This is a genomic window from Sphingomonas sp. TDK1, from assembly GCF_001650735.1.
Lineage (GTDB): Bacteria > Pseudomonadota > Alphaproteobacteria > Sphingomonadales > Sphingomonadaceae > Sphingomonas.
In genome coordinates this window covers 1-22,362 of record NZ_LXVY01000018.1, presented here as the reverse complement: position 1 = coordinate 22,362, position 22,362 = coordinate 1, and the positions used below count along the sequence as shown (strand labels likewise).

Below are 22,362 nucleotides of genomic sequence, written 5' to 3'. Positions count from 1 at the left end.
GCTACATTCCAATCCCAAGGCCCCGATCGCGATCGATCGAGAAGGTGAGCTGCCGGATGACCGAGCGGGTGCGGGCGTCATCGCCGAGCGTGCGGGCGACACCGCCATCGCGGCTGCCCGGCGTCCATTCCGGCGACCACTGCCGCCCGAACAGCTGACTCCCTCTGCGGCTGAGCGCGGCACCTAGCGCCGGGTCCTTCTCCAGCCCCTTCGCCATAGATCGCATCGCATTCTCGACACCCGCGCGCTTCTCTTCATTCTCCCACCCGCTCAGCTTGCCCCGACGCGCCTGAAGCTGCTGCCAGGCCTGGACGAACCGGTCTGCGCGCAGCTCGGGATTGGCGCGTACTTCGGCTTCGAGCTGCATCTGGCGAATAGCATTGGCTGTTCGGCCATTGGCGGCTTCGCTGACCAGGCCCGGCGTCCGCTCGAACGCCATGTCGAGATCGTGGGCGCCGTGGGGATGCAGCGTGTTGACCGCCTCGGCGGTGCGCGCAAGCGCCGCCTTCTGAACTTCGAGCGGAGTTCGGCCTTGCCCGGTCATACGGCCAGCTTCCTGGACGGCACGCGCATATCCTTCGACCGCCCGCTGCAGCTTCTGGGTTTCGGATGCCTCGGGCGCAGCCGCCGGCACTGAGAGTTTGAGCCCATCGAAGCGCAGCTTGGTTGGCGCTCGTTCGGGGTCGGGGATAGATAGCCGCAACCCGTCGAACATGCCTCGGCGCGGTGCTGGAGCAGGCACGCTGCGCTCGGGTTCGGCAAGCGACTCCCTGGCAAGCGTGTCGAGGATGCGCGACCGTTCGACACCGCGCCGTGCGGCGAAGCGCTCGGCAGCAGCATCATAATCGAGGGCGTTGTCCTTCGGCCGGTCGCGCGACAGCGCGCGCGCCAGCTTTCCTTGGTCGGCGAAGTCGTCGCGGCCATAGTGAAGGTGCACGACAGCGCGGTGCCGCGACAGCGCGACATAGGCAGCATGCCGGTCCAGCCCCGGCGTTGCCAGCACATGCACCCGGTCGACGGTGACACCCTGCGCCTTGTGGACCGTGGCGGCATATCCATGGGTGACGTCACCATAGTTCTTGTGGTCAAAGGCGACCCGGCGGCCATCGTCGAGCCGCACCGCGATGCGGGCGTGATCGACCTGTTCGATGGTGCCGAGACTGCCATTCTTCACACCGAGGCTGCGTTCGTTGCGCAGGAACATGACCCTGTCGCCGGCCCCGAACAAGCGTTCTCCGCGCGTGGTTTCGACAGCGATATCAGTACCTAATGCCCCACTGCGTTTCATCGCATCCCGGGCCAGCGCATTCAGTTCATCGCATTCTTGATTGGTGTGCGTCAGAATGATGCGCGACGCGCCCGGATCAGCGATCCGCTCGCGATCCCAGCGCGCAATCAACGCCGTTCTCGCCTCAACTCTGGTCTCCGAGTCGACGACCATGCCGGCTTGCGCATAGGCCTCCAGCGCCTCGGCCGTGCGGCCGGTAGCGAGCTGGCGCGTCGCCAACCGCTGCCAGTCTTCGCGCTGCCGGCGGATGTCGGTGATCTCGATGGCGCCGTGCCGCTCGGCGACCGACCGGAACGCCGCCCCCGCTTCGATCGCCTGCAACTGCTCTGGGTCGCCGACCAGCACGACCTTGGCTTGGCGTTTCTCGGCTTCGGCGATCACCCGCTCCATCTGACGGGTGCCGATCATGCCGGCTTCGTCGATCACGAGGATCGACTGGTCGGTCAGCAGCTCGCGGCCCTGCGCCCATTGATGCTCGATGCTGGCGATCGTGCGCGAAGCGATGCCCGAGCCGCTCTCAAGATTTTCCGCGGCGATGCCGGACAGCGCCAAGCCTTGCACCTGATAACCGGCGCTCTCCCATGCTTCGCGCGCAACGCCGAGCATCGCCGATTTGCCGGTACCGGCATAGCCGACGACCACACCGAGATCCCTGCCGCTGGTGACATGGTCAAAAGCGCTGCGCTGTTCGCTCGACAGCACCAGCCCGCGCATCTCGGCGCGCGCCAGCGCGAGCTTGCGATGCTGCTCATCCACGCCGTGACGGCGGCCAGCATCGAGCTCCACGGTGGCACGCTCCAGCCGCGCTTCTGTGTCGATCATGTCACGGCTGGTGAAGCGGTGTTCGCCGCGCCCGTCCTTGCCCAGCTTCACCAACTCGGTCGCCGCACGCACCGCCGCCATCACCTGGTCGAACTGCTCCTTCCCTTCGCTATGGCGATGCACGAACATCGCCAGATCGCGGGTGGTGAAGGTCGCCTGGGTGCGGGTGATCGCATCCAACGCCAGCGCCGGGTTGGCGAGCAGCTTCTCGCCATTGGCGCGCGCGATCTCGTGGTGCTCTTCCAGCCGCTCCGACGCGAGCCCCTGTCCGGCCATTCGCGCTGCTGCGGGACCGATCTTGTGCTGCGGGTCGAGATCGATGCCCTGCGCTTCCAAGGAGCGATGATCGATCTGCGCATCGATATCCAATTCCGCCAACCGCGCATTGACGTGCCCCGCCCAGCGCTCGCGCAATTTCTCGAGAAGGTCGGTACGATTCCAGTCGCGGTTCTTCTTGCCGAAGCCGTCCGCATCCACCTCGCGCAATGCCAACATGACATGGGCATGCGGCTTCGGCTCGCCATCAACACCGATATCCCGATGCACATTGAGATCGGCGACCATGCCGCGGTCCACGAACTCGGCCTGAACGAACTCCCGTGCCAGCCGAATTCCCTCGGCCTGGTCCAGTTCACGCGGGATTGCGAATTCGATTTCGCGGGCAAGCTGCGCGTCCTTGCGCAGTTCCACCGCTTCGACGGCATTCCACAGCTTCTCGCGATCGGCGAGATGCTCGGGCGCGCCGTCCGGCAGCAGCACTTCGGAATGCACGACGCCGGCCTTGTTCGAGAAGTCGTGGTGCCGATCCAACCGCTGGTCGTGCAGCCGCGAGGCGGAGCGATAGGCGGCAGCGGCCAGCGCCGACGATCCGCTGGCGCGGCTGATGATCTTCGCCGAGAAGTGGTAGATCGCCATAGCGGCAATCCATTTACACCAAACAAGCGACGTCGGCACGACGTATAAGCGCGCCCTCAAAAGATTTCATCTTTTTCGCGACGCGATCATCCCAAGATGTTTCACGATATTTGCACTTATCGATGCGGTTCCTAAATCACCGAGTACCACCTATCAACTATGGAGGTTTCGATGCGCAAACCGAGGGACTTCGATTCGGAGCTGAAGGCGCTCGACGACAAGGCACGACAGCTCAAACAGGCTAAGCTCCAGCAGCTCGGCGAACTGGTGGTCGCGACCGGCGCCGATGCACTACCGGTCGAGCAACTGGCAGGAGCGCTGCTCGCCGCTGTCGCCGCTTCCGACATGATCGCACGGGAGGATTGGCGCCTGCGTGGCGCGGCTTTCTTTCAACGGCAGGACAAAGCTCGCGGCGGCGCTCGTTCGCGTGCGGCATCGGCTGCGGCAGGTAACGGCGGCTCGGCACCGGCTGGAAGCGCAGCGGGCGCGGAATGACACGCGGGACTGGGTGGTGAAGCGCCGCGAACGAACGCGCCAGCTAATCGAGCTGGGCGGCCTGGTGGTGAAGGCCGGACTGGTCGAACTCACCGACGATGATCGCGCCGTATTGTTCGGCGTGATGATCGATGCCGCTGCCAAGCTCAAAGGCGAACAACGGGACCAGGCGCTGACATTATGGCGAAGACGCGGACGTCGCGCGTTCGAGCAGCTGCAGAATGCGTAATGCCGCCGCATCTTCCAACATATTTTAGCAGACGGAGTACGCACGCTTCTATAATCCTGTTGTCGGCACTATGCCGAAAAACAAGGAACAGGGACGCAGAATGTCTGAGCAGAGCAATACCGACCCCGTTGAACTCGCGAGCGACCTCACCATTGCCTGGTTATCGAACCCGAACAATCGCGCGTCGATGGAAGATGTCTCCACGTTCCTGCGGAAAATGCATGCAGATGTGATTGAGCTTTCAGGTGGTATCGCGAGCGCGGAAGTTGCGAGCGAAGAACCTGCGTCGGAAGAATTTACGCCGGCCGTCTCGGTCCGCAAATCGCTGGCCTCGAAGGACCACATCATCTCGCTGATCGACGGCAAGCCGTACCGGACGCTGCGCCGGCATCTGAGCACGCACGGTCTAACGCCGGAGGAATATCGCGCGCGCTACAATCTGAAGGCCGATTATCCGATGGTGGCGCCGACCTATTCGGAGCAGCGCCGCGCGATGGCGCACAAGATTGGCCTGGGCGCCAAGGGCCGTGCAGCACGCAACGCGCCTGCCGAAACGCCTGCTCCGAAGCCGGCGCGCAAGCCGCGCGCGAAGGCTGCTCCCACTGCCTGAACTAAATCTCGCGCCGGGGCTCCAAGCCTCGGCGCGCCACGATCATGCGGCAGCCGCTTGCTCCAGCGCCGCGATACGTTCTTCGCAGATCACCTGCACCGCCTGCCCCAGCACTTCGACGCGCTCGCCAAGCCACACCAGTTCCTCGGCGCTGATCCGGTAGTGCTTGGAATAGCGCGCCTTCACATAGGCTTCCTTCAGCTTTTCGAAGCGCGAGCGGTCGACGCGCTGGTCACGCGGCCAAGCGTCGATCAGCCGCGGATCGATGCGCTCGGCCTGCGTGCGAAGAAAACCGAGATTATGGGTGTGCGGCGTGTAAAAGGTGCAAACCAGCAGCACGCAGTGGTAGAAGCTCTCGGCAGTCTGATGGAGCTCGAATGCGGTCTCGCGAGAGTGTCCCTTCTCTAGGCCGAAGCGGACAAAGTCATGCCTGCGCATGGCTGCCGAGAACCACTCCTCGAAATACTCCCGCGCCATCGCCAACGCCTGCGGCGGCGTCTTCGGCTTAGGCTGGTGCAGTTCGGTGGGTTCGCTCTCGTACAGCGCGATGCCATCGCGGGCGACATCCATGAAGAAATAGCGCCCATGTGCGAGCCCGTCGTTCACCTCCTGCATGGTGTGGACGATGAAGTTGACGGGCGTGCGCAGCGTCTTGGTAATCGCCAGTTCGCGGTTGAGCCGATCCTCGGCGGTCGCCCAGAACTCCACCCGATCGGTGAGCTTGTCGTTGTTGACGATCACCAACAGGTCGAAGTCCGACTGATAGCCCTTGGCGGTATGTGGTTCGTCAACCCAGCCGCCGCGCGCATAGCTGCCGTACAGGATGACCTTGAGGATGCGCGCCTGCTTCTTCCAGTCCGACGTGGCAATGGCGATCGCGTCGCCAAACTCCTCGAACAGGATCTGGACGACACGCTCCAGCTCGCGCTGCTTGGCTGGGGGCAGATGGTCGAGGCTGGTCCTCATGGATCGATCCTAACGCGATGATGCTGCGGCGTACACCTCGCCCGGTTCCCCGGGCGAGGTGTGGCCTCGGTCATGGTGACTTGCCCCGGAGAACGCGGTCGAGCGCAATGATTACGCGGGTGATGGTCTCTTCCACCTCCGCTACGGTGCAGCCATGCCGCCTGGCCGTTTCGACGTAGTCCAAATCGTCGAACCGCACCGATCCGAAGATTGCCCGGTCGCGCTCGGGGAGGGCACGAAATGCGCGGCGCATCCGCCGCAGGCGAAGCCAGCGCATCATTGCCCCGCCCCCTCGTCCGAGACGAAGCCGAGCAGATAATCGGCCGCCTTGCTGGCAGCGCTCGCCGCCCGGAAGATCGCCTTTTCATCCTCGCGCAGCACCGCCAGCCAGCTGCCAACATAATCGGCGTGCCGAACTGTCGGCCGGATCGCCAACGATGCGCAGGTGAACGCGCTCGTCATTTCCGCGACCAGCTCTTCCCGGCTATAGGCGGCGCTGCCGAATGCACCTGACTGGTCGCGATCAAGCCGCGAACGATGTCCGGTCCAATGCCCCAGTTCATGCAGCACGGTGCGATACCAGTTGATGCGGTCGTAGAAAGCGAGCTGCGGCGGCACCGCGACATAGTCGCCGCAAGGACTGTAATAGGCCTCGCCACCCCCGATCCGGATATCTGCCCCGCATGCTTCCATCAGCGCATGCGCAGCCGGAACGCGCTCCGCCTCCGCCACCGGCTCGCCCTGCGCCACCACCGTCAGCCGCTCGGGTAGCCCCTCGCACTGGTCGACATTGAACACGGTGAACCGCTTGAGAAAGGCCAGCTGCCGCGCTTCCCGATCCTCGTCTCGCGCCCGCTCCACCTCGTCCTTTGGCGTGAAGCGATCCGCATAGCAGATCGTCGTCCCCCGCTCGCCGCGCCGCACGCTGCCCCCGGCAGCCTGCGCCTGTCGAAAGGTCAGCCACCGCTGCGAGGCATAGCGCCCCTCGATCACCGCTGCCCAGAGGATCAGCACATTGATCCCAGAATAGCGCCGCCCGGTCACGGCATTGGCCGGCATCGCGCACCCGCACGCCGCGGCATCCCAAGGCTGCACCCAGGGCAGCCGTCCCTGTTCCAGCTCGGCTATCAACCGTCCCGTCACCTCGGCATAGAGGCTCGCCCGGTTCTCGTGTCCGACACCCATGATCCTGCTCCTTTTCAAAACACCGCAACCGGCGCCGGAAGGGCGGGGGAAGCGGCAGGAGCGAACCGGCAGTCCTGCCGTCAGAGGCAGGCTGCACCCGAAGGGCCGAAACGAAGTGGAGGAGCCGGGGATCGCCCGGCTTGCGGCGTGCCGCGGCAGGACTAGAGGCGAGCGACGCTCCCCCCGCCCGTCCGCGTGCCGGCTGCACAACGCCGCCGCGCATCCGCGCGGCGACCATCCTGTCAGCGCAACCGCGCTGCCGAGCGCCACAGGCGCCCGGACCAAGAACCGCACCCTTGCAACCGGGCGGGCCCGCGCGGGCGGCGTGCGCGCGCCAGCACGTGCGCCAGCCGCCGCCCGTGCTGCACTGCGCGATCTTCGACATCGTCCAATGCGGCGAGGCGCTGGCTAAGGTAGGTGTGCGGGCGCCGGTTGGGCTGCTCAACGCACTGGTCGAAGAGTGGTGGGCCTGCGTCCGGCGCACCGGCATCCTCGGCGACGCACCGCGCTGACGGGATGCCGGCTAGCGAACGTAGCTGGCGCCGCTGACCGACATGCGCAGACTGGGATCCTGCAGGCTCAGCGGCTCGTAATAGCCGAGGCGCGATACCGTCTCCTGGTTCGCATAATGGCGGGTGCGCGCGTTGAGCATCCATATCGCCTTGTCAGGGACTTCGACATAGTCGAGCCCCGGCGTGCCGTGCCGCAGCAGCAGCGCGCGGTTGGGGGTCAGCGGGACCGTGATCTCGAGCTCCTCGTCGATGAAGCTCGGTCCCCAGAAGCGCGTCTCCTGCGTCTGCTCCTTCTCGGCGTTCATCCAGACCACGGGACTGTCCGAGGTGATAAAGCCGGTGTCGCTCTCGATGCACAGGATGCGGGCATGCATCTGCATCATCAGCGGCGTCTCCGCGTCGATCGCGGCGGGAACCGTCGTCGGCATCGGATTCTCGACCAGCTCGCGAATGTCGTCGACGTGAATATAGCTCGGCGCGTCCGGGTCGGTGGTGCCGGCGCGCCACTCGATACGCCCATCCTCGGGCGCGCCGCGCTCGGCGATGTCGAGCAGCCGCTTCCACTGCGCGCTATGATGATCGCGCATCTTGAGCGTGCGCGCATGCAGCGCCGCAACGAACAGCATCAGCTTCAAGCGGGGTATCGTCGGCAGCGGGCGCCGCGGCACGATGAATTCGCGCACGACCCGCATGAAATTGTCCTCGAGCTGGCTCAGGCCATGCTCGAGTGTGAGGTCGCGGACCCCGCCGGCCATCTTGATCGTGTAGAGATCGGTCTCGCGAAAGATCTTCGCCGGCGCCTTGCGGCGATAGCCCGAGCCGTCCTTCGTCAGAAGGTGAACATAAGGCTCCTGGCCCGACGGCGTACCGGGATCGGTCCAGAAAGCGAGATAGGACTTGGGGACGAAATGCTGCCGCTTGTGCGTCGCCTGCGCGCGCTTGCCCGATCTCACCAGCGCGACTCCGCCGCAGGTCCGTTGAGGCCGACACCCGCTTCGGGCCGGTCCATGTCTGTCTCGGGAACGGGCAGGACGGCCTCGCTGCCGACGGCATCTCGCTTTACGAATCTCGCCGTCTTGGCGACCAGGCTGCCCGCGTCGCTGGATGGAACCTTCTCATCGGCGATGAACCGGCCATCATTGTCGAACAGGAAGGACAGCTTGTTCTGGCGGAGCAGCTCACGGCTTTCCTCGCGCGTTCGGCCCTCGACATTGCCGGTCGCGTGCTGGAGCAGGAAATGCTTCACGAACCCCACCAGGTCGTGATCCTTGTCGGCGAAGACAGGTCCCCCGGCGGGGACGCGCGCGACGATCCGCAGGTCCGCGCCGTCCTCGTCCGACATCAGCGTGTGGAAGGTCGGGCGGTTGCCGAGATGCATGTTCGCCGCGGCCAACTCGGCGGCGAGCTCGCGGGCCTGCAACGGGTTCAGCATGTCCGTGATGCAGTCCAGCACCGGCTCGATCGCGCCAACACAGGCTTGGGCATCGTTGAACACCGCATAGAGCGCAAGGTCGCCGGCGCGCAGGTAGAGGGTGAATCCATCGGTGACCGAGGCGAGATCGAACGGCTCGTCGCCCGTGTCGGGATCGACCTGGATCATCAGCACCGATCCCAGCACATAATCGCCGATCGCGGCGCCGCTATAGTGGGCGCGGATCAGGCAATGGATGTGGTGGAAGGTCCTCCAATCGTACGTCTCCGAAATCCGTGCATTACCATCCCGGCGATCGAGATGCTTGTAGAGCCGCCGGTCCTTGAGGTGCATCTTGAGGAAGATCAGCGCCATCCAGTGGAACAATCGCTCGGGCCCTTCGCGCTCGACCAGCGCCTGGACGCCCGCGAACCCGTACGCGAACGCCTCGCTTATCGGCGTCTCGAAATGCTGGCTCAGCCGCGTGTTGCAGTCGACGCAGCAGGGGATCCGATAGGTGCCGTAGCCGTGCAGCACGCGATTGGGCAGCGTCACCGATTTCCCGTGCAGGCCGAACTGGTGGAGCAGCCAGTTTGGCAGCACATGCTCGCGGTTGAATGCGATCTCGCGCTCGGTGCGGTCGCAGATGAAGCAATGGTCGCCCTCGCCGACATGCGCGACGAAGCGATCGGTGCTGCAGTAAAGCAGGCGCCCTTCCTGGTTGTGAACGGAACCGTCGGCGGCAATCGGCATAGCATTTATATAGGTGCGCCGCCATCGTTTGGCAGCCGGTGGCAATCGCTAGCGCCAAATCGGATCGATCGTCTCGCCGGATTGGCGGCGTTGCTTGATGCTGCCGGCAAAGCCGCCGATACATGCGACCATGGCAGAGCAGGAAACCAGTGCCGGGCGCAGCGACCTCACGGATCTTGTCGATTATCCGCGCGAGACGCTCGACATCGAACTGAAGACGTGGATCGACCTCGGTGACAAGATCGCGCAGGCTAAGCTCGCTCGCCATATTGCCGCGCTCGCCAATCATGGCGGTGGCTATCTCGTCTTCGGTTTCCGCGATGACCAGAGCGTCGCGGAGGAGCGGCCGGCCGAGCTTTCCGCCTATAGCCGCGATACGTTCGGCAAGATCGTCACCCGCTACCTGACCCCCGCCTTCCAATGTGACGTCAAGCTGGTTCGTTCGAGTGCTGGGCTCGTTTTTCCGGTGGTGCGAGTGCCTTCGCATGGACCGGTGCCTGTCGGCGCGAAGGCTGACGGCCCGCACGACGCCAGGGGTCAGCCGCAAGGCATCCGCGCCGGGACCTATTATGTCCGCAAGCCCGGGCCGAAGAGCGAAGCGGTGCTCGGCATAGAAGACTGGCAGCCGCTGATCCGGCGCTGCATCCTTTCAGATCGCGATAGCCTACTCGCTGATATCGGCCGCGCGGTCCAGCCGCGCGCCGAAGGACCATCTGTGGCGGAGACCGATCGCCTCACGGCCTGGCATGATGCCAGCGCGGAACGCTGGCGTAGAATCGTCGCGGGTGCTGCGGCTTTCCGCTGGCCAGTTCCCATCGTGGCCAACCATTGCCAGCTTAGCTACATGCTGCTGTCGGAAGCGGGCGTCGCTATTCCGCCAGGCGAGCTGCGGCCGCTGCTCGAGCAGGCCAATCGGGAAGTGCGCCAGACGGTGTTTACCGGCTGGAGCATGTTCTACCCGTTCACGCGGCCCGAAATCGCCGCCGCCCTCCATCCCGAGCACGACGACGGCACTGGGATCGATGTGCTCGAAAGCAACCTCATCGGCGATGGCAATTTCGACACAAGCCTGCCCGACTATTGGCGATACGCCGCCGATGGACGGGCGACGATTCTACGTCCCTATCGCGAGGACCGCCCGCGCAGCGTCCAGGAGCAGGGCCGTTCGGCGGGTAGCTGGCTGAGTCCGGAAACCGTCATCCGCGAGACTGCCGAGCTGGTTGCGCACGCGCGTACGATGGCGGAGCACTGCGGCGGCGACCGTGTCGCCTTTCGGTGCAGCTGGCGCGGTCTTACCGGGCGGGAGATCGACGATTTCGGCGGTATTTATTGGTCGCCCGGGCGCAGCGCGCGGGCCGACCAGCGAACAACGGGGGGCACCTGGGAGGTCCCGGTCCTCGTCGCCGACTGGCATTCGGTTGTCGCCGAGCTTTCCTGCCCCGTATTGAGCCTGTTCGGCTTCCGCGATTGCAGTGCCGAGCTGGTTGCCGGCCTCGCGCCGCGCTTCGTCAAGCTTTGATCCCTGCCGGCGGAACAGTGCCATGATGAGCCTATGCACATCCCCATATCGTCCGGTCCGCGATGCCGCTGTATAAGTATCTCGCCGAGGAGGCCTATGCCCGCGCGCTTATCGACAAGGGCGAGATTTTCATGCGCCCGCTCAGTTATTTTCGTGTTTTCGAGGACGAACTGGTCCGCGGCGACCCCGATGACGGCAAACTTTGCCATGCCCCTGAAGATGGATTGGTTATAACCAAGTCGACCGGCGAGGTTGTCGAGATGAAGGGTTGGCGTTTCAGGGCGTCGGTCAAGGCCGACGACATCTTCGTCTATTGCCTCAGCACCGAGCTTTCGGCCGAGATCGCCGCAAAATTTGAATGCCCGTTTTGCGTGGAAATTTCGGAGCCCGTCCGCCTGCTCGGCAGAATTTCGAGCCATGTCCGGCTGCGCTCGAGGCTCGATCGCCAAGTCTATAGCCACGCGATTGATTATCGGGACCTCGCTGCGGCGCCCGGCATCGATTGGGCGCTTCCCGAACGCGTGGCCTTCATCAAGCCGGATGGCTGGGCGTGGCAGAAGGAGCATCGCATCGTGGTTGGGCGCAAGGGTGCGTTCGCCGTCGAGCATGTCGACCTCGCGCTCGAAACCGGGGGTGGGGTGCCGACGCCCGCGGCGGGTGTGGCCGACCCGCTTGTGCTGCATGTCGGCGATCTGTCTAAAGTGACGACCCTCCATCGCCTTTAGCCGATGTCGGGCACGCGCGCGGCAACGTTGATTGCGTGCCCCCGGACCACCGAGTAGACAGCTCGCGATGGCACGGATCAATCTCAAGAAATTCATCGCCGAGCATTATAAGGGCGGTGTCACTGCCCGCGACGTCATCCGCGAAGGGGTGACCAATTCGATCCATGCCGGTGCCAACGCCATCACCGTCGACCTGTGGTTCGATCGGCAGCCTGGCCTGTTCGGCGACGAGGTGCGCAACGTCCTCGAGAAGATCACCATAACCGACGACGGCGAAGGCTTCACTCAGGACAATCTCAATTACTTCGATGAGATCTGTACCGGCCACAAGGACGATATCGGCGGCAAGGGCGTCGGCCGGCTGGCTTTCCTGAAATATGCCAATCGAGTCGAAGTGCGCAGCCAGCTGGCGAGCGAGCTGGTCGAATTTCGCTACACGCCGGATTTCACCTTGGACGACGTGCAGCGGACCGCTTCGGCGGGCCGCCGGGAAACGACGATCACGATGTCGGAGCTCAAGGAGAAAATCAACACCCAGGTCACGAAGCTGGTCAACGCGATGTGCGACGACCTGCGGCTGCTCCTGTTTCTCAAGAAGCAGGCCGGGCGGACAATCGCGATCCGGTTCACCCACAACAGTAAACAGCCGTTTCCCGACGACTTCACGTTCTCGGGCGAGGCGATCGAGGCGCAGAAGACCCGCTCGTTCGAGCTGCAGGGCGAAACCTTCGACTGCTATCTGTTCCGCGACGAGGCGCCGCGCCGCGGCATCGTCGCGATGCTGTGCGCTGACGAGCTGTGCGTCGAGGAATATCAGATCAGCAAGCGGTTCGACATCTGCCGCTATCTCATTTCGATCACCTCGACCTATCTGAACCGGAGCTCCAACATCGAGCGCCAGAAGCTCGAAATCCCCAAGTCCGACGCCGAGGCCGACATGGCCTCCCCGATCAGCCGGGAAGCGCTTATGCCCCGCATCCATGCCGAGTGCCTGGCGATGATCAACGAGGCCGCGGAAGGCGACATCGATGCGTTCAAGCTCGCGAACGTCGACAAGCTGCGCAAATATTATCCGTTCATCCAGGTGGACTCGCTCGGCGGCGAAGCCGCGATGCTCGATGCAGACGAGATCGTACGGACCTACCGCGCGCAACAGGCGCGGCGCGAAGACCAGCTGGTCGAAGCGCTCGAGGAAGGCCGCACGGTCGCCTTCGACGACATCTCGCACCTCGCCAGCGACGACCTGGCGCGCTTCATCGTCCACCGCGCGCTGGTCATCGACTCGCTCGCCAAGATGCCGCGCGATTCGGCCGAGGACGTCCTGCACAACGCCATCCTGCGCAAGCACAGCGACGGCAGCGACATCCGCGAGAACAATGTCTGGCTCGTGGACGACAAGTTCCTGTCCTACAGCAACATCTACAGCGACGAGACACTGGCGCGGATCGTTCGCGAGGTCGGGGTCGAGACCGAGTCGAAGCAGCAGCGCAAGCCCGACGTAGCCGCGTTCTTCTCCAAGGATAATGAGGGCCGCCCGAACAAGCTCGTCATCATCGAGTTCAAGAAGCCCGGCGCCGACATTTTCGAGAACAACAAGGCCTTGGTGCAATGCCGGCTCTACGCGAGCGAGCTGGTCGATCGCATCGCCACCGTGCGGGAGGTGTTCGCGTTCTCCGTCGTCGAGATCGACGACGAATTCTACAAGGACATGAAGCGCACCGGCTTCAAGGACGTGTTCTCGCTCAGCGAACGGGTGGTCTATGACGATTTTGTCATCGGCGCCTCCGACGATATCCCGCTACACCTCTATGTGATGCCGGCCGCCTCGCTCATAACTGACGCCAAGGCGCGCAACCGTGTCTTCGAGGAAGTGCTGCGGTTCAACATGGACAAGGAGATGCCGGCTGCGAACGGGTCCCAGCCGCATCCCTGACGCTGAGCCTCTGGCGGCCATAGAGAACCCGGTAGCGCCGGACATTTGGCCGGCGCATGTTGAACCAGCGAGGCTCTGACGCCGATCGCGGCTTCCGCAGAGTCTCAGGCAGGTCCGCCGCCTTTTACATTTCTGCCTAACGGCTTCGCGCCGGGCAAATGGCTGGTTTTGGCCAGAACAGCCGCTCAAAACACGATAGGCGAACGACTTAAGCTGGTCGACAGCCGCCGGCTGATCGTGGGACAAAGCCGTCGTTCGCAGACACTGTGACGAATGGCGGGTTTTAGACAAGCCAGCCATTCGCTTAGTGGCAGAGATCGACGGATAGGCGACTGGAGCGCCTATTCAGCACTCCTGCAGATTGCTTCTCGTGCTTTTACGGAAAATAAGCCCCCCGGATCGCCCCGGTGAGGCTTGTAGTTGAAAGGCAGCCTCCGACGGGGGTGTCAGATCTGGGTCATGCCGCCATCGGCAACCAGATCGATGCCAGTTACAAAGCTGGAGTCGCTCGACGCAAGGAAGAGTGCGGCTTTGGCCATCTCTTCGGGACGACCGATGCGGGCCAACGGCACACTAGCGATGATCTGCCCCATGAAGGAAGAGACCTCCTCCTCCGTAAGGCCGGACGTGCCCATGATCGGCGTGTCGATCGGGCCTGGGCTCAACGTGTTGACCCGAATGCCGCGATCCGCGAGTTCGGCCGCCCAGGTTCGCGCAAAGGAGCGGACCGCCGCCTTGGATGCCGAGTAAGGCGCAAAGCCGGGGATGCCTTTGTAATGCGCGTTGGAGGCGGTCAGGACGATCGATGCGCCGTCGCTCAAGAGCGGGATCGCCTTCTGCACGGTGAAGAACACGCCGCGCGCGTTGACGTTGAAGACCCTGTCGTAATGATCCGGTGACGCTGCAGCGCCTTCCGGAGCCAGGCCGCCCACGGCGGCATTGGCGAAGATGATGTCGACACGGCCCTTTTCGCGGCGAACGATGTCGTAGAGCCTGTCGAGGTCGTCCATGCTGGCGACGTCGCCCTGAATCGGGGTGACGTTTCGTCCGATTGCCTTGGCGGCCTTGTCCAGTTCCTCCACCCGTCGGCCAGTGATGAAGACATAAGCGCCTTCGGCGACAAATGCCTTGGCCGTCGCCAGACCGATGCCGCTGGAACCACCGGTGATGACGGCGACCTTGTCCTGAAGCTTGTTACCCATGGTTGAGACCTTCTTTGGAGGGATGCAGTTCTGGGGCGAGGCGCAATTCCGCAACTTCGCTCGGCGGAAAATGCTCAGCGTCGCGGTGCTGAGTGAGATTGGAAGCACTGGTTAGCAGGGCGGAGCAGGCAGACGGCCGGGCAATCGGCCCGCCGACCCCAAGTCACCAGGGTTGTCGTCCGTGACTCGCGAAGAAGCCCCCGGTGGGACCGGAGGAGTCCAAAAGGGCCATCCGGATCGCAGTGGCCGCACCTTCATCCGGCGTCAGGACCCCGGTGTTGTCGTTCAGGTCGGTTCGGACGTTCCCTGGATCGACGATGTTCACTTTGATCCCGAAGGGCTCGAGCTCCTTGGCGAACGAGACGGTCACAGCGTTGAGGGCGACCTTCGATGCGGAGTAATCGAGCAGGTTGACGCTCGAGTAGATCGAGGCGGGATCTGTCACGAGGGCAAGGGATCCAAGGCCGCTCCCGATCATCACCACGCGGGCGTCTCCCGCCTCCCTCAACAGCGGCGTGAGGCTCTGGGTCACTCGGATGGGACCGAACAGGTTCACCTCGAAAGTCTCGCGGATGTCCTTCATGGCAAGCCCGCTCGGTGGCGTTGTGGCGTCGACCAGTACGCCCGCGTTGTTCACCAGCACGTGCAGCGCCGCGATCTGGTCCGACAGCCATGCAGTCGCACCCGTGACACTCGTGTCGCTGGCGACGTCCAGTTCGATCAGGCGTACGTCGTGCCCGTCGTCCTGAAGGCTCTTGACCGCGGCCTCGCCACGCTGTGGATCCCGTGCCGCCATCCAGACCGTCATGCCGGCCTCGGCTAGCCCCTTCGCGATGGCGAGGCCGATGCCCTTGTTCGCGCCGGTGACCAGCGCCTGCCGCTTCTCGGTCATGCGCTCGCCTTCGCCGGCTCGGCGTTCGATCCCATCACATGATGCTGCAGATCACCCAACGAATGAGCCGTGACGGCACGGCGAACGAAGCGCCATTCTCCGTCCACACGCGCGAAACGATCGAGATACTTGCCGGTCACGATCGGCTGAAGGGGAAAGCCGTCGAGTTGTTGAAACACGGTGTAATAACTCGACGACGAGGCCTGCTCACCCGAGCCATCGACGTCGATGAGCGTGTTGGTGACCGTATGCCAGGTACGCGGCGTACCGTCTGCATGACGCTGTATCCCGGCGTCGAGGAACGCTTCGATCGCGTCACGCCCGGCGACGACATTGCCGACGACATCGAACTCGGCATGCTGGAGGAGGTCCGCGACCTCGCCGAACTTACCCTCGTCGAGGTGGTGCGCGTACCGAGCGATCAGTTGTCGAACAGCCCCTTCAGCATCGAGCCGGTTGATCGTTTTCGTCTGGGCGTCGGTCATCATTCCATCCTGATCATTCGCGAAGGCCAAAGGGCCACGGCCTTTATAGCGATTGCTATATATCGATCGCTATAAACGACAATCAGGGCTACGCAAGGACTTTTATAGCGGTCACTATATGAGTGACGGGTGTCGCGTTTTCGTATAGAAGGCAGGAATGAGCATCGGAGATCAGCAAACAGTGGCGCCGGCGCGCAAACGCCGCGCAGCGTTCGATCGCGAGAAAGGCGTGGCGATCGCGCGGGCGCTTTTTCACGAACGTGGCTACGATGCGGTCAGCATCGCCGATCTCACCGCCGCGCTGGGAATCGCACCGCCGAGCCTCTACGCCGCCTATGGAAGCAAGGCGGAGCTGTTTGAGCGTGCGATGCGGCTTTACGCGACGGATGAGTCGCTGCCGCTCGATGAGATACTTTCGTCAGATGGCCCTCCTGCCGAGGTGCTTACCAAGCTGCTGATCGAGGCCGCGCGGCACTATGCGCAGCACGTGACGCAGCGCGGCTGCATGATCACCGAGGGAATGCGTGCAGACGATCCGGTTGCACGCGACATGGCCACGATGTTGGCCGAGCCGGGCGCCGAGATGATCCGCACCTATGTCGCCCGACACGCGCCCTATCGCGCGGACGCGATAACCGACTACATCCTTTTGACGCTGCGCGGCCTGTCGTCCTTCGCCTGTCTTGGACGGGAGCAGGAGAAACTGGTCGGATGCGCCCAAATGGCTGGCAAGTCGCTGGAGCATGAGTTTGACTGAACCCAGCGCCCCGGCACTTGATCATCCGCTCTGGCAGACCGCCTCGAGATTGTTGCCATCGGGATCGAGAACGAACGCGGCATAATAGCGGGGGTGGTAGCGCGTGCGAATGCCCGGCGGACCATTGTCACGGCCGCCACTGGTAAGCGCCGCAGTGTGAAACGCGTCGACCCGATCATGCGTCTCCGCGGTGAAGGCGATGTGCATGGAGCGACTGGCGCCCGTCTCGCCATGGATCCAGAAGCTGGGATAGCCGTCACGGCCAAAGCCGAACCGCGCCGTACCGAGTGCGGTGTGGGCTGGATCAACGCTGATGACCAGCGAGAGCCCTAATGGTGCCAGCGCCGCTTCGTAGAAGCGCCGTGCGGCATCGACGTCGGTGACTCCGATCTCGATGTGATTGATGACGTCCACGTTGTTCTCCTTCATGCCGGGTCGCGTCGATCTTTGCGCCGACGTGGCGTGCTCATTCTCCCCGCGGCGCAGGCGGCAAGTCGATGATGCGCGTGTCCGCGATCGTTTCAGCAAAGCCGTCGCCGAACAGTCCTGCCGGTGTCTGGAATCCGGCGCGGACCTCGCCTGCCAACACGCGCCGCGCGGCTTCGGCCGCGGCCATCGGCGTGAAGCTGTAGCCGTTCACCGTGTCGAGCACTGAGCGCGCGATGGTGCCGTCTGCTGCGGTGACAGCAACAGCGGCCTGGTAGCGATTGGCCTCGCGCTCGGCCGCATCGGGACCGTCCGGAAGGGCCGTCAGGTCACCCTCGGGAAAGGCGCTGCCGGACACATGCACATAGGTTTCCACGTCGGGGATGCCGGTCGACCGGCCGATCGTGATGATGTCGGGCAAAGTGACAGCGAAACAGGTCACCTCACCATTGCCGAAGTCAAACAGCGCGGTCTGACCGGCCGGGCGCGCCGTGACCTCGCCCTCATGCAGCATCAATGTTTCGGCTACGAGGTTGCGGCTCGCGCTGATCGCCGAACCGCGTGACATGGAGCCGGTGACATGCAGGGCGACCGCCACCTTGCGGGGGTTCCACACGCGTGCGGCGGCATGGCCGGCGAGGCAGCCCAGCATCGCAACGCTGCCGCCGCTCCCGGGCAGGAGCATCACGCCTGCCGCCTTCGCGTCTTCTTCCAGCTCTTCCGCCAGGCGGTAGCTGTCCAGCTCGGCGGCAATATCGAGATAGTGCACGCCCGATCGGATCGCCGCGCCCATCAGTGGCTTGGCCGTGTCCATATACGGACCGGCGCAATTCAGCACGGCCGACACATCGGCCAGCGCTTCGTCAATCGCGTCGGGATCCGAAAGATCGAACACGCGGCAGTCGGTGCCCAAGCTTTCGCCGAGCTGGATGAGAGAGGCCTGGGAACGCCCGCCGAGAACCAGCGGCAGTCCGGCGGCGTGCGCCCGCTCGGCGGCCATGCGGCCAGTATAGCCGCTGGCGCCATAGATCATTAGCTTCTGCATGATCGTCTACTCCAGGTCGGCGTCGATGCGGGTGATGCGGCGATCGGCGTCGACCGTGAGGTCGAGCAGACCAATCTCGTGGCCGAAGTCGCCGGTGAAATCGACGCGTACCCTGGCGCGGCCATCGTGCAAGATGTCGATCGAGAGGAACCGGGTGACGGTGTGATAGCCGACGAAGTACCGCTCGACATAGCTGCGGATGCCCGCATGGCCATCGAAGCGATGGCCGGTGGACGGATCATCGATCACTGCGTCCGGCGTGAACAGCGCGACGACGGCATCGGCATCGCCGGCATTGGTGGCGGCGATCAATGCATCGGCCACGTCGCGCAAGGGGTGGTCGGTCATGGCTGCTGCCCTTCGTGCTGCCAGCTTTTGTGGACGAATTCGAGGGAATAGCCGTCAGGGTCGCGGACCTGTGCGGCGTAGTAGCGGGGGTCATAATGAAGCTGCGGCCCAGGCGGGTGAATCTCGCTTGCCCCGGCCGCGAGCGCCGCGTCGTGCGCCGTATCCACCATCGCAGTCGAGGTCGCGACCAGGCCGACATGCACCGCGCCGGGCGAGGCAACGCCCTGTCGCAGCCACAAGAACATGCGTCCGTTCGCGCCGAAGCCCTTGAGGTCCGGATGCCCCGGCGGGCCGTCTTTACCGTCGTAGTCGAGCCGGGCCGTGATCCCGAGAACCGGAAGCACCTGTTCGTAGAAGGCGATAGACCGATCGAAGTCGTTCACGGTCAAGAAGATGTGGTCGAGCATATTGCGTCCCTCAGATCATGTATCCGCCGCCGACCTCGATATTCTGGGCGTTGACCCAGCGATGATCGTCCGACAGCAGTCCGGCGATCAGGCAGCCGACATCATCCGGCTCGCCAACACGGCCGAGCGCGGTCTGGCCGGCCAGCAACGTTTCGAACTCCTGGCTCATCCCGCCACCGAGATCGGTCTTGATGGGGCCCGGTGCGATCGAGTTGGCGCGGATGCGGCGATCGCCGAGCTCCTTCGCCATATAGCGGGTCAGCACTTCCAGCCCGCCCTTGAACGCGGCATAGGGCGCGACGCCTGCCGTGGCGACGCGCGTGGTCGCGCTGGCGACGTTCAGGACATGGCCGCCGTCCGCCATCAGTGGAAGCAGTATTTGGGTCAGGAAGAAAGGCCCTTTCAGGTGAACGCGGTAGAGGCCGTCGAACGCGTCCTCGTCGACCTCGACCATGGGGCGGAAGAGGCCATAGCCGGCATTGTTGACGAGGGCGTCGAACCGATCGGTTTGCCAGCTTGCCGCCAGCGTCTCGCGAACGGTCTCACGGAACGCGGGAAAGCTCGCGCTCTCGCTGACGTCCAGCCGCAGCGCGACCGCCTTTCCGCCTTCGGCTTCAATTGCGTTCACGACATTGGCGGCCGCATCGGGATTGCTGTTATAGGTCAGGATGACGCCCATGCCGCGCTTTGCGCATTGTACGGCGGCGCTGGCGCCGAGGCCGCGGCTGCCGCCGGTGATGATGACGATGCTCATGGATAAACTCCCTCGATCTCGCTGAGAGAGGTAGCCGCCCTGTGTCGCAGCCGCCCACCCAATCCTGCCTGCATGTTGCCTATTTCTGCTTTCCTGTTGTCTGAGAGCGCGATCCGTGGAAGCGAATGGATATGGAGACACAACTCGCCGAACTACGGGCGCTGGCGGCACGCGCCGAGAACCGCCGTACCGAAACCGGCATCCCCCGCGTCGCGATGGTGCAAGGGACGATCCCCGAGCATCAACTCGCAGCCGTCTACGAGCCTATGGTCAATCTCATCCTGACGGGGTCCAAGACGATGACCGTGGGTGACCGCACGCTGCGTTACGATCCCGCGACCTACTTCGTCATGTCCGTGGACCTGCCTGCGGCAGGCGCCGTCCATCCGTCGGACAGCGGCGCGCCCTATCTTGCGGTCAGCCTCACGATCCGGCCCTCGGTTGTCGCCACATTACTGACGGACATGCCCAAAGCTGCTGGCGGCGAGCTGTACAGCCCGGGCTTTTCGGTCGCTCCGGTCACGGCGGACCTGCTCGACGCTTGGGTGCGGATGCTGCGCCTCATCGACCGTCCCGGCGAGATCGCTGCGCTTGCGCCGGCTTATGAGCGCGAAATCCTGTTTCGCGTCCTGCAGGGACCGATGGGTTGGATGCTGCGGGACATCGCCATGCCTGATACCGCGCTGTCCAGGATCGGGGTGGTGATCCAATGGATCAGGGAGAATTTCGCGCGTCCGATCCGTATCGAGGCGCTGGCGGAGATGGCGGCGCTCAGCGTTTCGGCCTTTCATCGTCACTTCAAGGCAGTGACGGCGCTCAGTCCGTTGCAGTACCAGAAGCACGTCCGCCTTATCCAAGCCCGGTCCATGCTGATCGCGGGTGATGGAAATGCAACGGCCGTGGCGTTCCGCGTCGGCTATGAAAGCCCTACGCAATTCAGCCGGGAGTATGCGCGGCAGTTTGGCCTGCCGCCGTCACGGGATGCCGCGAGATTACGGCAAGGGTGATCCTTCCACGCAAGTTTACGAAACGGCTGGAAGCGCTGTAGCAATCATCAGGGCTGGTAGGCGCTGCCTGGCTGAAGACCTCAGGCTCGCCATGGTTGAGCGGTTACTTGGACATCAGCGTCTCAACAAGCGATCGACGACTTTCGGCAAAACTGGACGTTCATTGGATTAGGCACGAACGACTGGGTCTGGTCGCGAGCGGCCCCCCTGGGCATTATTGGCTGCGGCAGCCTTTCATTGATCCGGAGCTTGTCAGCAAGCGGATGTCAGCACCGTATGAGCCGATTCGAGACCGTTAAGGTGGGGCGCGTCGCTAATCTGCTTCAAGAAGCCGAACAGGTGATCGGCCCAATCCTGCAGCATGCGCCTGCGCGGCGAGAGGTACAGCGCGCTATTATAGGCGCTGCGGACATCATCACGATCGACATGGGCAAGCGCCATCTCGATCCAATCAGATCGATAGCGCTCGGCTTCGTTAGCCCAGGTCGATGCGAGCGCGCGGAAGCCGTGGACGGTCTGCCTCCCCCGATAGCCCATGCGATAACAGCCATAGATCATGGTGTTCTGCGAAATGGGCTGGCCGAGCTTGTCACCACCAAAGACATAGACGCCAGCCGAGTAGGTTCGAACGTCTTCGAGCAGCAAGACGACCTGACGCGAAAGCGGCACGATGTGCTCGCGCTCCATCTTCATCCGCTCGGCTGGCACGCGCCAAAGCGGCTCCGACCCGTCGAGCCCCTCGAACTCGTTCCAGCGGGCGAGCCGCGTCTCGTTGGTACGAGCCCAGGTCAGCAGCGTGAACAGCAACGCTGCACGAGTGACGGCACGCCGCCGGGGGCTCTCCTCGCCATCGTAGCTATCGATCGCCTGCACCAGCGCCGGCAGTTCCTGCAGCCCCACTCGTGCCATGTGCCGCACGCGCGGCTTAGGCTTCAACAGGTCGGAGAGATAAGCTGCGGGATCCTGATCGGCCCAGCCCTGCGGAATGGCGAAGCGGTAGATCTGGCTCACATGCTGCTTGACTCGCCGGCTGACGTCGAGGGCGCCGCGCGCTTCGACGGTCCGAACCATTGCCAGCACGTCGGCGCTGGTGATTGACCGCAGCGGCCGATTGCCAATCACCGGAAAGGCATCCCGCTCGAGCCGCGTCATCAACCGCTTGGCATGGCTTTCGTCGAGATTGCCCTCGCGGTTCTCATGCCAGGCGCGGGCCGCCTGTTCGAAGGTCTTACCGACTGGCGACTTGTTGCTGGCGCCGGGGTCCCTGCCCTGCCCCAGCGCCACCCTGGCCTCTGCGCGGCGAAGCCGCGCCTCTGCCAAGCTGAGATCGGGATAGCGGCCGAAGGAGAGCAGCTTCTCCTTGCCGTCGAAGCGGTACTTCATGCGCCAGAGCTTCGAGCCATTGGGCCGGATGAGCAGGTACAGGCCCTCGCCGTCGGCGAGCTTGTAATCCCTCTGCCGCTTGGTCGCGTAGCGGACTTCGAGTTCCTTGAGCGCCATCTGGGGGTACTCCGCTGGGGGTCGCGGCGATTACCCCAGAAAATACCCCCAAAAGCAAATCGACGTCCTGGCGTTCAGTGGGGTCCAGAGAGGCTTTCTGAGATCGCACGACTCGGAGATAAGTCACGGAAAACAGGCATAAAAAAACCGCCTCAGGATGTCCTGAAGCGGTTTGG

24 protein-coding genes are annotated in these 22,362 nt (G+C 63.9%); 9 read left to right on the top strand and 15 right to left on the bottom strand.

All coding sequences use genetic code 11. The features are described from left to right. Position 1: 1 nt before the first annotated feature. On the bottom strand, positions 2–3,025 hold the full coding sequence (traA, locus tag A7X12_RS11395) for a Ti-type conjugative transfer relaxase TraA (RefSeq protein WP_064311754.1): 3,024 nt from the start codon (positions 3,023–3,025) through the stop codon (positions 2–4). A gap of 171 nt (positions 3,026–3,196) precedes the next feature. Here traA and traD point away from each other — a divergent pair, with 171 nt between their 5' ends. The 3 genes from traD (at position 3,197) to A7X12_RS11380 (ending at position 4,359) form a co-directional block, all read left to right on the top strand. Next, positions 3,197–3,520, top strand: a complete 324-nt coding sequence (gene traD / locus A7X12_RS11390) for a conjugal transfer protein TraD (RefSeq protein ID WP_198162006.1) — start codon at positions 3,197–3,199, stop codon at positions 3,518–3,520. A gap of 16 nt (positions 3,521–3,536) precedes the next feature. Further along, positions 3,537–3,749: a conjugal transfer protein TraD gene (locus A7X12_RS11385; RefSeq protein ID WP_064311782.1), complete on the top strand. Its 213-nt coding sequence runs from the start codon at positions 3,537–3,539 to the stop codon at positions 3,747–3,749. A gap of 100 nt (positions 3,750–3,849) precedes the next feature. Next, the gene (locus A7X12_RS11380) at positions 3,850–4,359 is read left to right on the top strand and encodes a MucR family transcriptional regulator (protein WP_064311752.1); all 510 of its coding nucleotides are present in this window, start codon (positions 3,850–3,852) and stop codon (positions 4,357–4,359) included. 42 nt (positions 4,360–4,401) lie between these two features. Here A7X12_RS11380 and A7X12_RS11375 read toward each other — a convergent pair whose 3' ends face one another. From A7X12_RS11375 to A7X12_RS11365, 3 genes are all read right to left on the bottom strand, one after another. Then, the gene (locus A7X12_RS11375) at positions 4,402–5,325 is read right to left on the bottom strand and encodes a HEPN domain-containing protein (RefSeq protein WP_064311751.1); all 924 of its coding nucleotides are present in this window, start codon (positions 5,323–5,325) and stop codon (positions 4,402–4,404) included. 70 nt (positions 5,326–5,395) lie between these two features. Next, positions 5,396–5,605 (bottom strand): sigma factor-like helix-turn-helix DNA-binding protein, encoded by a 210-nt coding sequence (locus A7X12_RS11370; RefSeq protein ID WP_064311750.1) that lies wholly within the window; start codon positions 5,603–5,605, stop codon positions 5,396–5,398. Next, positions 5,602–6,510: an ArdC family protein gene (locus A7X12_RS11365; RefSeq protein ID WP_064311749.1), complete on the bottom strand. Its 909-nt coding sequence runs from the start codon at positions 6,508–6,510 to the stop codon at positions 5,602–5,604. The genes A7X12_RS11370 and A7X12_RS11365 overlap by 4 nt, the downstream gene beginning before the upstream one ends. Positions 6,511–6,851: 341 nt before the next feature. On the opposite strand from A7X12_RS11365, the gene A7X12_RS26240 reads away from it, so the two are divergent. Continuing rightward, positions 6,852–7,022, top strand: a complete 171-nt coding sequence (locus A7X12_RS26240; RefSeq protein WP_232318471.1) for a hypothetical protein — start codon at positions 6,852–6,854, stop codon at positions 7,020–7,022. 11 nt (positions 7,023–7,033) lie between these two features. On the opposite strand, the gene A7X12_RS11355 is transcribed toward A7X12_RS26240, so the two are convergent. Together A7X12_RS11355 and A7X12_RS25930 are read right to left on the bottom strand one after the other, a co-directional pair. Next, a complete protein-coding gene (locus tag A7X12_RS11355) occupies positions 7,034–7,975 on the bottom strand; it encodes a DUF4238 domain-containing protein (RefSeq protein WP_064311747.1) in 942 nt (313 codons plus the stop codon). Next, positions 7,972–9,186 (bottom strand): hypothetical protein, encoded by a 1,215-nt coding sequence (locus A7X12_RS25930; RefSeq protein ID WP_064311746.1) that lies wholly within the window; start codon positions 9,184–9,186, stop codon positions 7,972–7,974. The genes A7X12_RS11355 and A7X12_RS25930 overlap by 4 nt, the downstream gene beginning before the upstream one ends. Positions 9,187–9,316: 130 nt before the next feature. Between A7X12_RS25930 and A7X12_RS11345 the strand changes: the two genes are divergently transcribed. From A7X12_RS11345 to A7X12_RS11335, 3 genes are all read left to right on the top strand, one after another. After that, on the top strand, positions 9,317–10,705 hold the full coding sequence (locus A7X12_RS11345) for an AlbA family DNA-binding domain-containing protein (protein WP_064311745.1): 1,389 nt from the start codon (positions 9,317–9,319) through the stop codon (positions 10,703–10,705). 62 nt (positions 10,706–10,767) lie between these two features. Continuing rightward, the gene (locus A7X12_RS11340) at positions 10,768–11,430 is read left to right on the top strand and encodes a hypothetical protein (RefSeq protein ID WP_064311744.1); all 663 of its coding nucleotides are present in this window, start codon (positions 10,768–10,770) and stop codon (positions 11,428–11,430) included. A gap of 67 nt (positions 11,431–11,497) precedes the next feature. Then, the gene (locus A7X12_RS11335) at positions 11,498–13,363 is read left to right on the top strand and encodes an ATP-binding protein (RefSeq protein ID WP_064311743.1); all 1,866 of its coding nucleotides are present in this window, start codon (positions 11,498–11,500) and stop codon (positions 13,361–13,363) included. 446 nt (positions 13,364–13,809) lie between these two features. Here the strand turns inward: A7X12_RS11335 and A7X12_RS11330 are convergent, their stop codons facing one another. The 3 genes from A7X12_RS11330 to A7X12_RS11320 form a co-directional block, all read right to left on the bottom strand. Continuing rightward, entirely contained in the window at positions 13,810–14,565 is a 756-nt protein-coding gene (locus A7X12_RS11330; protein WP_064311742.1) for an SDR family oxidoreductase, read from the bottom strand. A gap of 163 nt (positions 14,566–14,728) precedes the next feature. After that, positions 14,729–15,457: an SDR family NAD(P)-dependent oxidoreductase gene (locus tag A7X12_RS11325; protein WP_064311741.1), complete on the bottom strand. Its 729-nt coding sequence runs from the start codon at positions 15,455–15,457 to the stop codon at positions 14,729–14,731. Further along, a complete protein-coding gene (locus A7X12_RS11320) occupies positions 15,454–15,945 on the bottom strand; it encodes a nuclear transport factor 2 family protein (protein ID WP_064311781.1) in 492 nt (163 codons plus the stop codon). Before A7X12_RS11320 ends, A7X12_RS11325 begins: the two co-directional genes overlap by 4 nt. Positions 15,946–16,123: 178 nt before the next feature. Here A7X12_RS11320 and A7X12_RS11315 point away from each other — a divergent pair, with 178 nt between their 5' ends. Then, positions 16,124–16,699 (top strand): TetR/AcrR family transcriptional regulator, encoded by a 576-nt coding sequence (locus A7X12_RS11315; RefSeq protein WP_232318470.1) that lies wholly within the window; start codon positions 16,124–16,126, stop codon positions 16,697–16,699. A gap of 21 nt (positions 16,700–16,720) precedes the next feature. Here the strand turns inward: A7X12_RS11315 and A7X12_RS11310 are convergent, their stop codons facing one another. The 5 genes from A7X12_RS11310 to A7X12_RS11290 are packed head-to-tail and all read right to left on the bottom strand — an operon-like array spanning position 16,721 to position 19,679. Continuing rightward, complete coding sequence (locus A7X12_RS11310) at positions 16,721–17,113, bottom strand: VOC family protein (RefSeq protein WP_064311780.1); 393 nt, start codon at positions 17,111–17,113, stop codon at positions 16,721–16,723. A 52-nt stretch (positions 17,114–17,165) separates the two neighbouring features. Continuing rightward, positions 17,166–18,170 (bottom strand): saccharopine dehydrogenase family protein, encoded by a 1,005-nt coding sequence (locus A7X12_RS11305; RefSeq protein WP_064311739.1) that lies wholly within the window; start codon positions 18,168–18,170, stop codon positions 17,166–17,168. A 6-nt stretch (positions 18,171–18,176) separates the two neighbouring features. Then, positions 18,177–18,518, bottom strand: coding sequence for a YybH family protein (locus A7X12_RS11300; RefSeq protein WP_084445369.1), 342 nt, complete (start codon positions 18,516–18,518; stop codon positions 18,177–18,179). Further along, positions 18,515–18,925: a VOC family protein gene (locus A7X12_RS11295; protein WP_064311738.1), complete on the bottom strand. Its 411-nt coding sequence runs from the start codon at positions 18,923–18,925 to the stop codon at positions 18,515–18,517. The genes A7X12_RS11300 and A7X12_RS11295 overlap by 4 nt, the downstream gene beginning before the upstream one ends. 10 nt (positions 18,926–18,935) lie before the next feature. Further along, entirely contained in the window at positions 18,936–19,679 is a 744-nt protein-coding gene (locus tag A7X12_RS11290; protein ID WP_064311737.1) for an SDR family NAD(P)-dependent oxidoreductase, read from the bottom strand. Positions 19,680–19,804: 125 nt separating this feature from the next. Here A7X12_RS11290 and A7X12_RS11285 point away from each other — a divergent pair, with 125 nt between their 5' ends. Continuing rightward, positions 19,805–20,686, top strand: a complete 882-nt coding sequence (locus A7X12_RS11285) for an AraC family transcriptional regulator (protein ID WP_332308539.1) — start codon at positions 19,805–19,807, stop codon at positions 20,684–20,686. A 252-nt stretch (positions 20,687–20,938) separates the two neighbouring features. On the opposite strand, the gene A7X12_RS11280 is transcribed toward A7X12_RS11285, so the two are convergent. Beyond that, complete coding sequence (locus tag A7X12_RS11280; protein WP_064311736.1) at positions 20,939–22,186, bottom strand: tyrosine-type recombinase/integrase; 1,248 nt, start codon at positions 22,184–22,186, stop codon at positions 20,939–20,941. Positions 22,187–22,362: the final 176 nt, after the last annotated feature.

Excerpts from the sequence above, each read along its gene's own strand:
- A7X12_RS25930 (WP_064311746.1), bottom strand. The coding sequence starts at position 9,186 with ATGCCGATTGCCGCCGACGGTTCCGTTCACAACCAGGAAGGGCGCCTG.
- A7X12_RS11340 (WP_064311744.1), top strand. The coding sequence starts at position 10,768 with ATGCCGCTGTATAAGTATCTCGCCGAGGAGGCCTATGCCCGCGCGCTT.
- A7X12_RS11280 (WP_064311736.1), bottom strand. The coding sequence starts at position 22,186 with ATGGCGCTCAAGGAACTCGAAGTCCGCTACGCGACCAAGCGGCAGAGG.
- A7X12_RS11370 (WP_064311750.1), bottom strand. The coding sequence starts at position 5,605 with ATGATGCGCTGGCTTCGCCTGCGGCGGATGCGCCGCGCATTTCGTGCC.
- A7X12_RS11380 (WP_064311752.1), top strand. The coding sequence starts at position 3,850 with ATGTCTGAGCAGAGCAATACCGACCCCGTTGAACTCGCGAGCGACCTC.
- A7X12_RS11305 (WP_064311739.1), bottom strand. The coding sequence starts at position 18,170 with ATGCAGAAGCTAATGATCTATGGCGCCAGCGGCTATACTGGCCGCATG.
- A7X12_RS11290 (WP_064311737.1), bottom strand. The coding sequence starts at position 19,679 with ATGAGCATCGTCATCATCACCGGCGGCAGCCGCGGCCTCGGCGCCAGC.
- A7X12_RS11365 (WP_064311749.1), bottom strand. The coding sequence starts at position 6,510 with ATGGGTGTCGGACACGAGAACCGGGCGAGCCTCTATGCCGAGGTGACG.
- A7X12_RS11375 (WP_064311751.1), bottom strand. The coding sequence starts at position 5,325 with ATGAGGACCAGCCTCGACCATCTGCCCCCAGCCAAGCAGCGCGAGCTG.
- A7X12_RS11285 (WP_332308539.1), top strand. The coding sequence starts at position 19,805 with ATGGATATGGAGACACAACTCGCCGAACTACGGGCGCTGGCGGCACGC.
- A7X12_RS11330 (WP_064311742.1), bottom strand. The coding sequence starts at position 14,565 with ATGGGTAACAAGCTTCAGGACAAGGTCGCCGTCATCACCGGTGGTTCC.
- traA (WP_064311754.1), bottom strand. The coding sequence starts at position 3,025 with ATGGCGATCTACCACTTCTCGGCGAAGATCATCAGCCGCGCCAGCGGA.
- A7X12_RS11335 (WP_064311743.1), top strand. The coding sequence starts at position 11,498 with ATGGCACGGATCAATCTCAAGAAATTCATCGCCGAGCATTATAAGGGC.
- A7X12_RS11325 (WP_064311741.1), bottom strand. The coding sequence starts at position 15,457 with ATGACCGAGAAGCGGCAGGCGCTGGTCACCGGCGCGAACAAGGGCATC.
- A7X12_RS11295 (WP_064311738.1), bottom strand. The coding sequence starts at position 18,925 with ATGCTCGACCACATCTTCTTGACCGTGAACGACTTCGATCGGTCTATC.
- A7X12_RS11320 (WP_064311781.1), bottom strand. The coding sequence starts at position 15,945 with ATGATGACCGACGCCCAGACGAAAACGATCAACCGGCTCGATGCTGAA.
- A7X12_RS11300 (WP_084445369.1), bottom strand. The coding sequence starts at position 18,518 with ATGACCGACCACCCCTTGCGCGACGTGGCCGATGCATTGATCGCCGCC.
- traD (WP_198162006.1), top strand. The coding sequence starts at position 3,197 with ATGCGCAAACCGAGGGACTTCGATTCGGAGCTGAAGGCGCTCGACGAC.
- A7X12_RS11345 (WP_064311745.1), top strand. The coding sequence starts at position 9,317 with ATGGCAGAGCAGGAAACCAGTGCCGGGCGCAGCGACCTCACGGATCTT.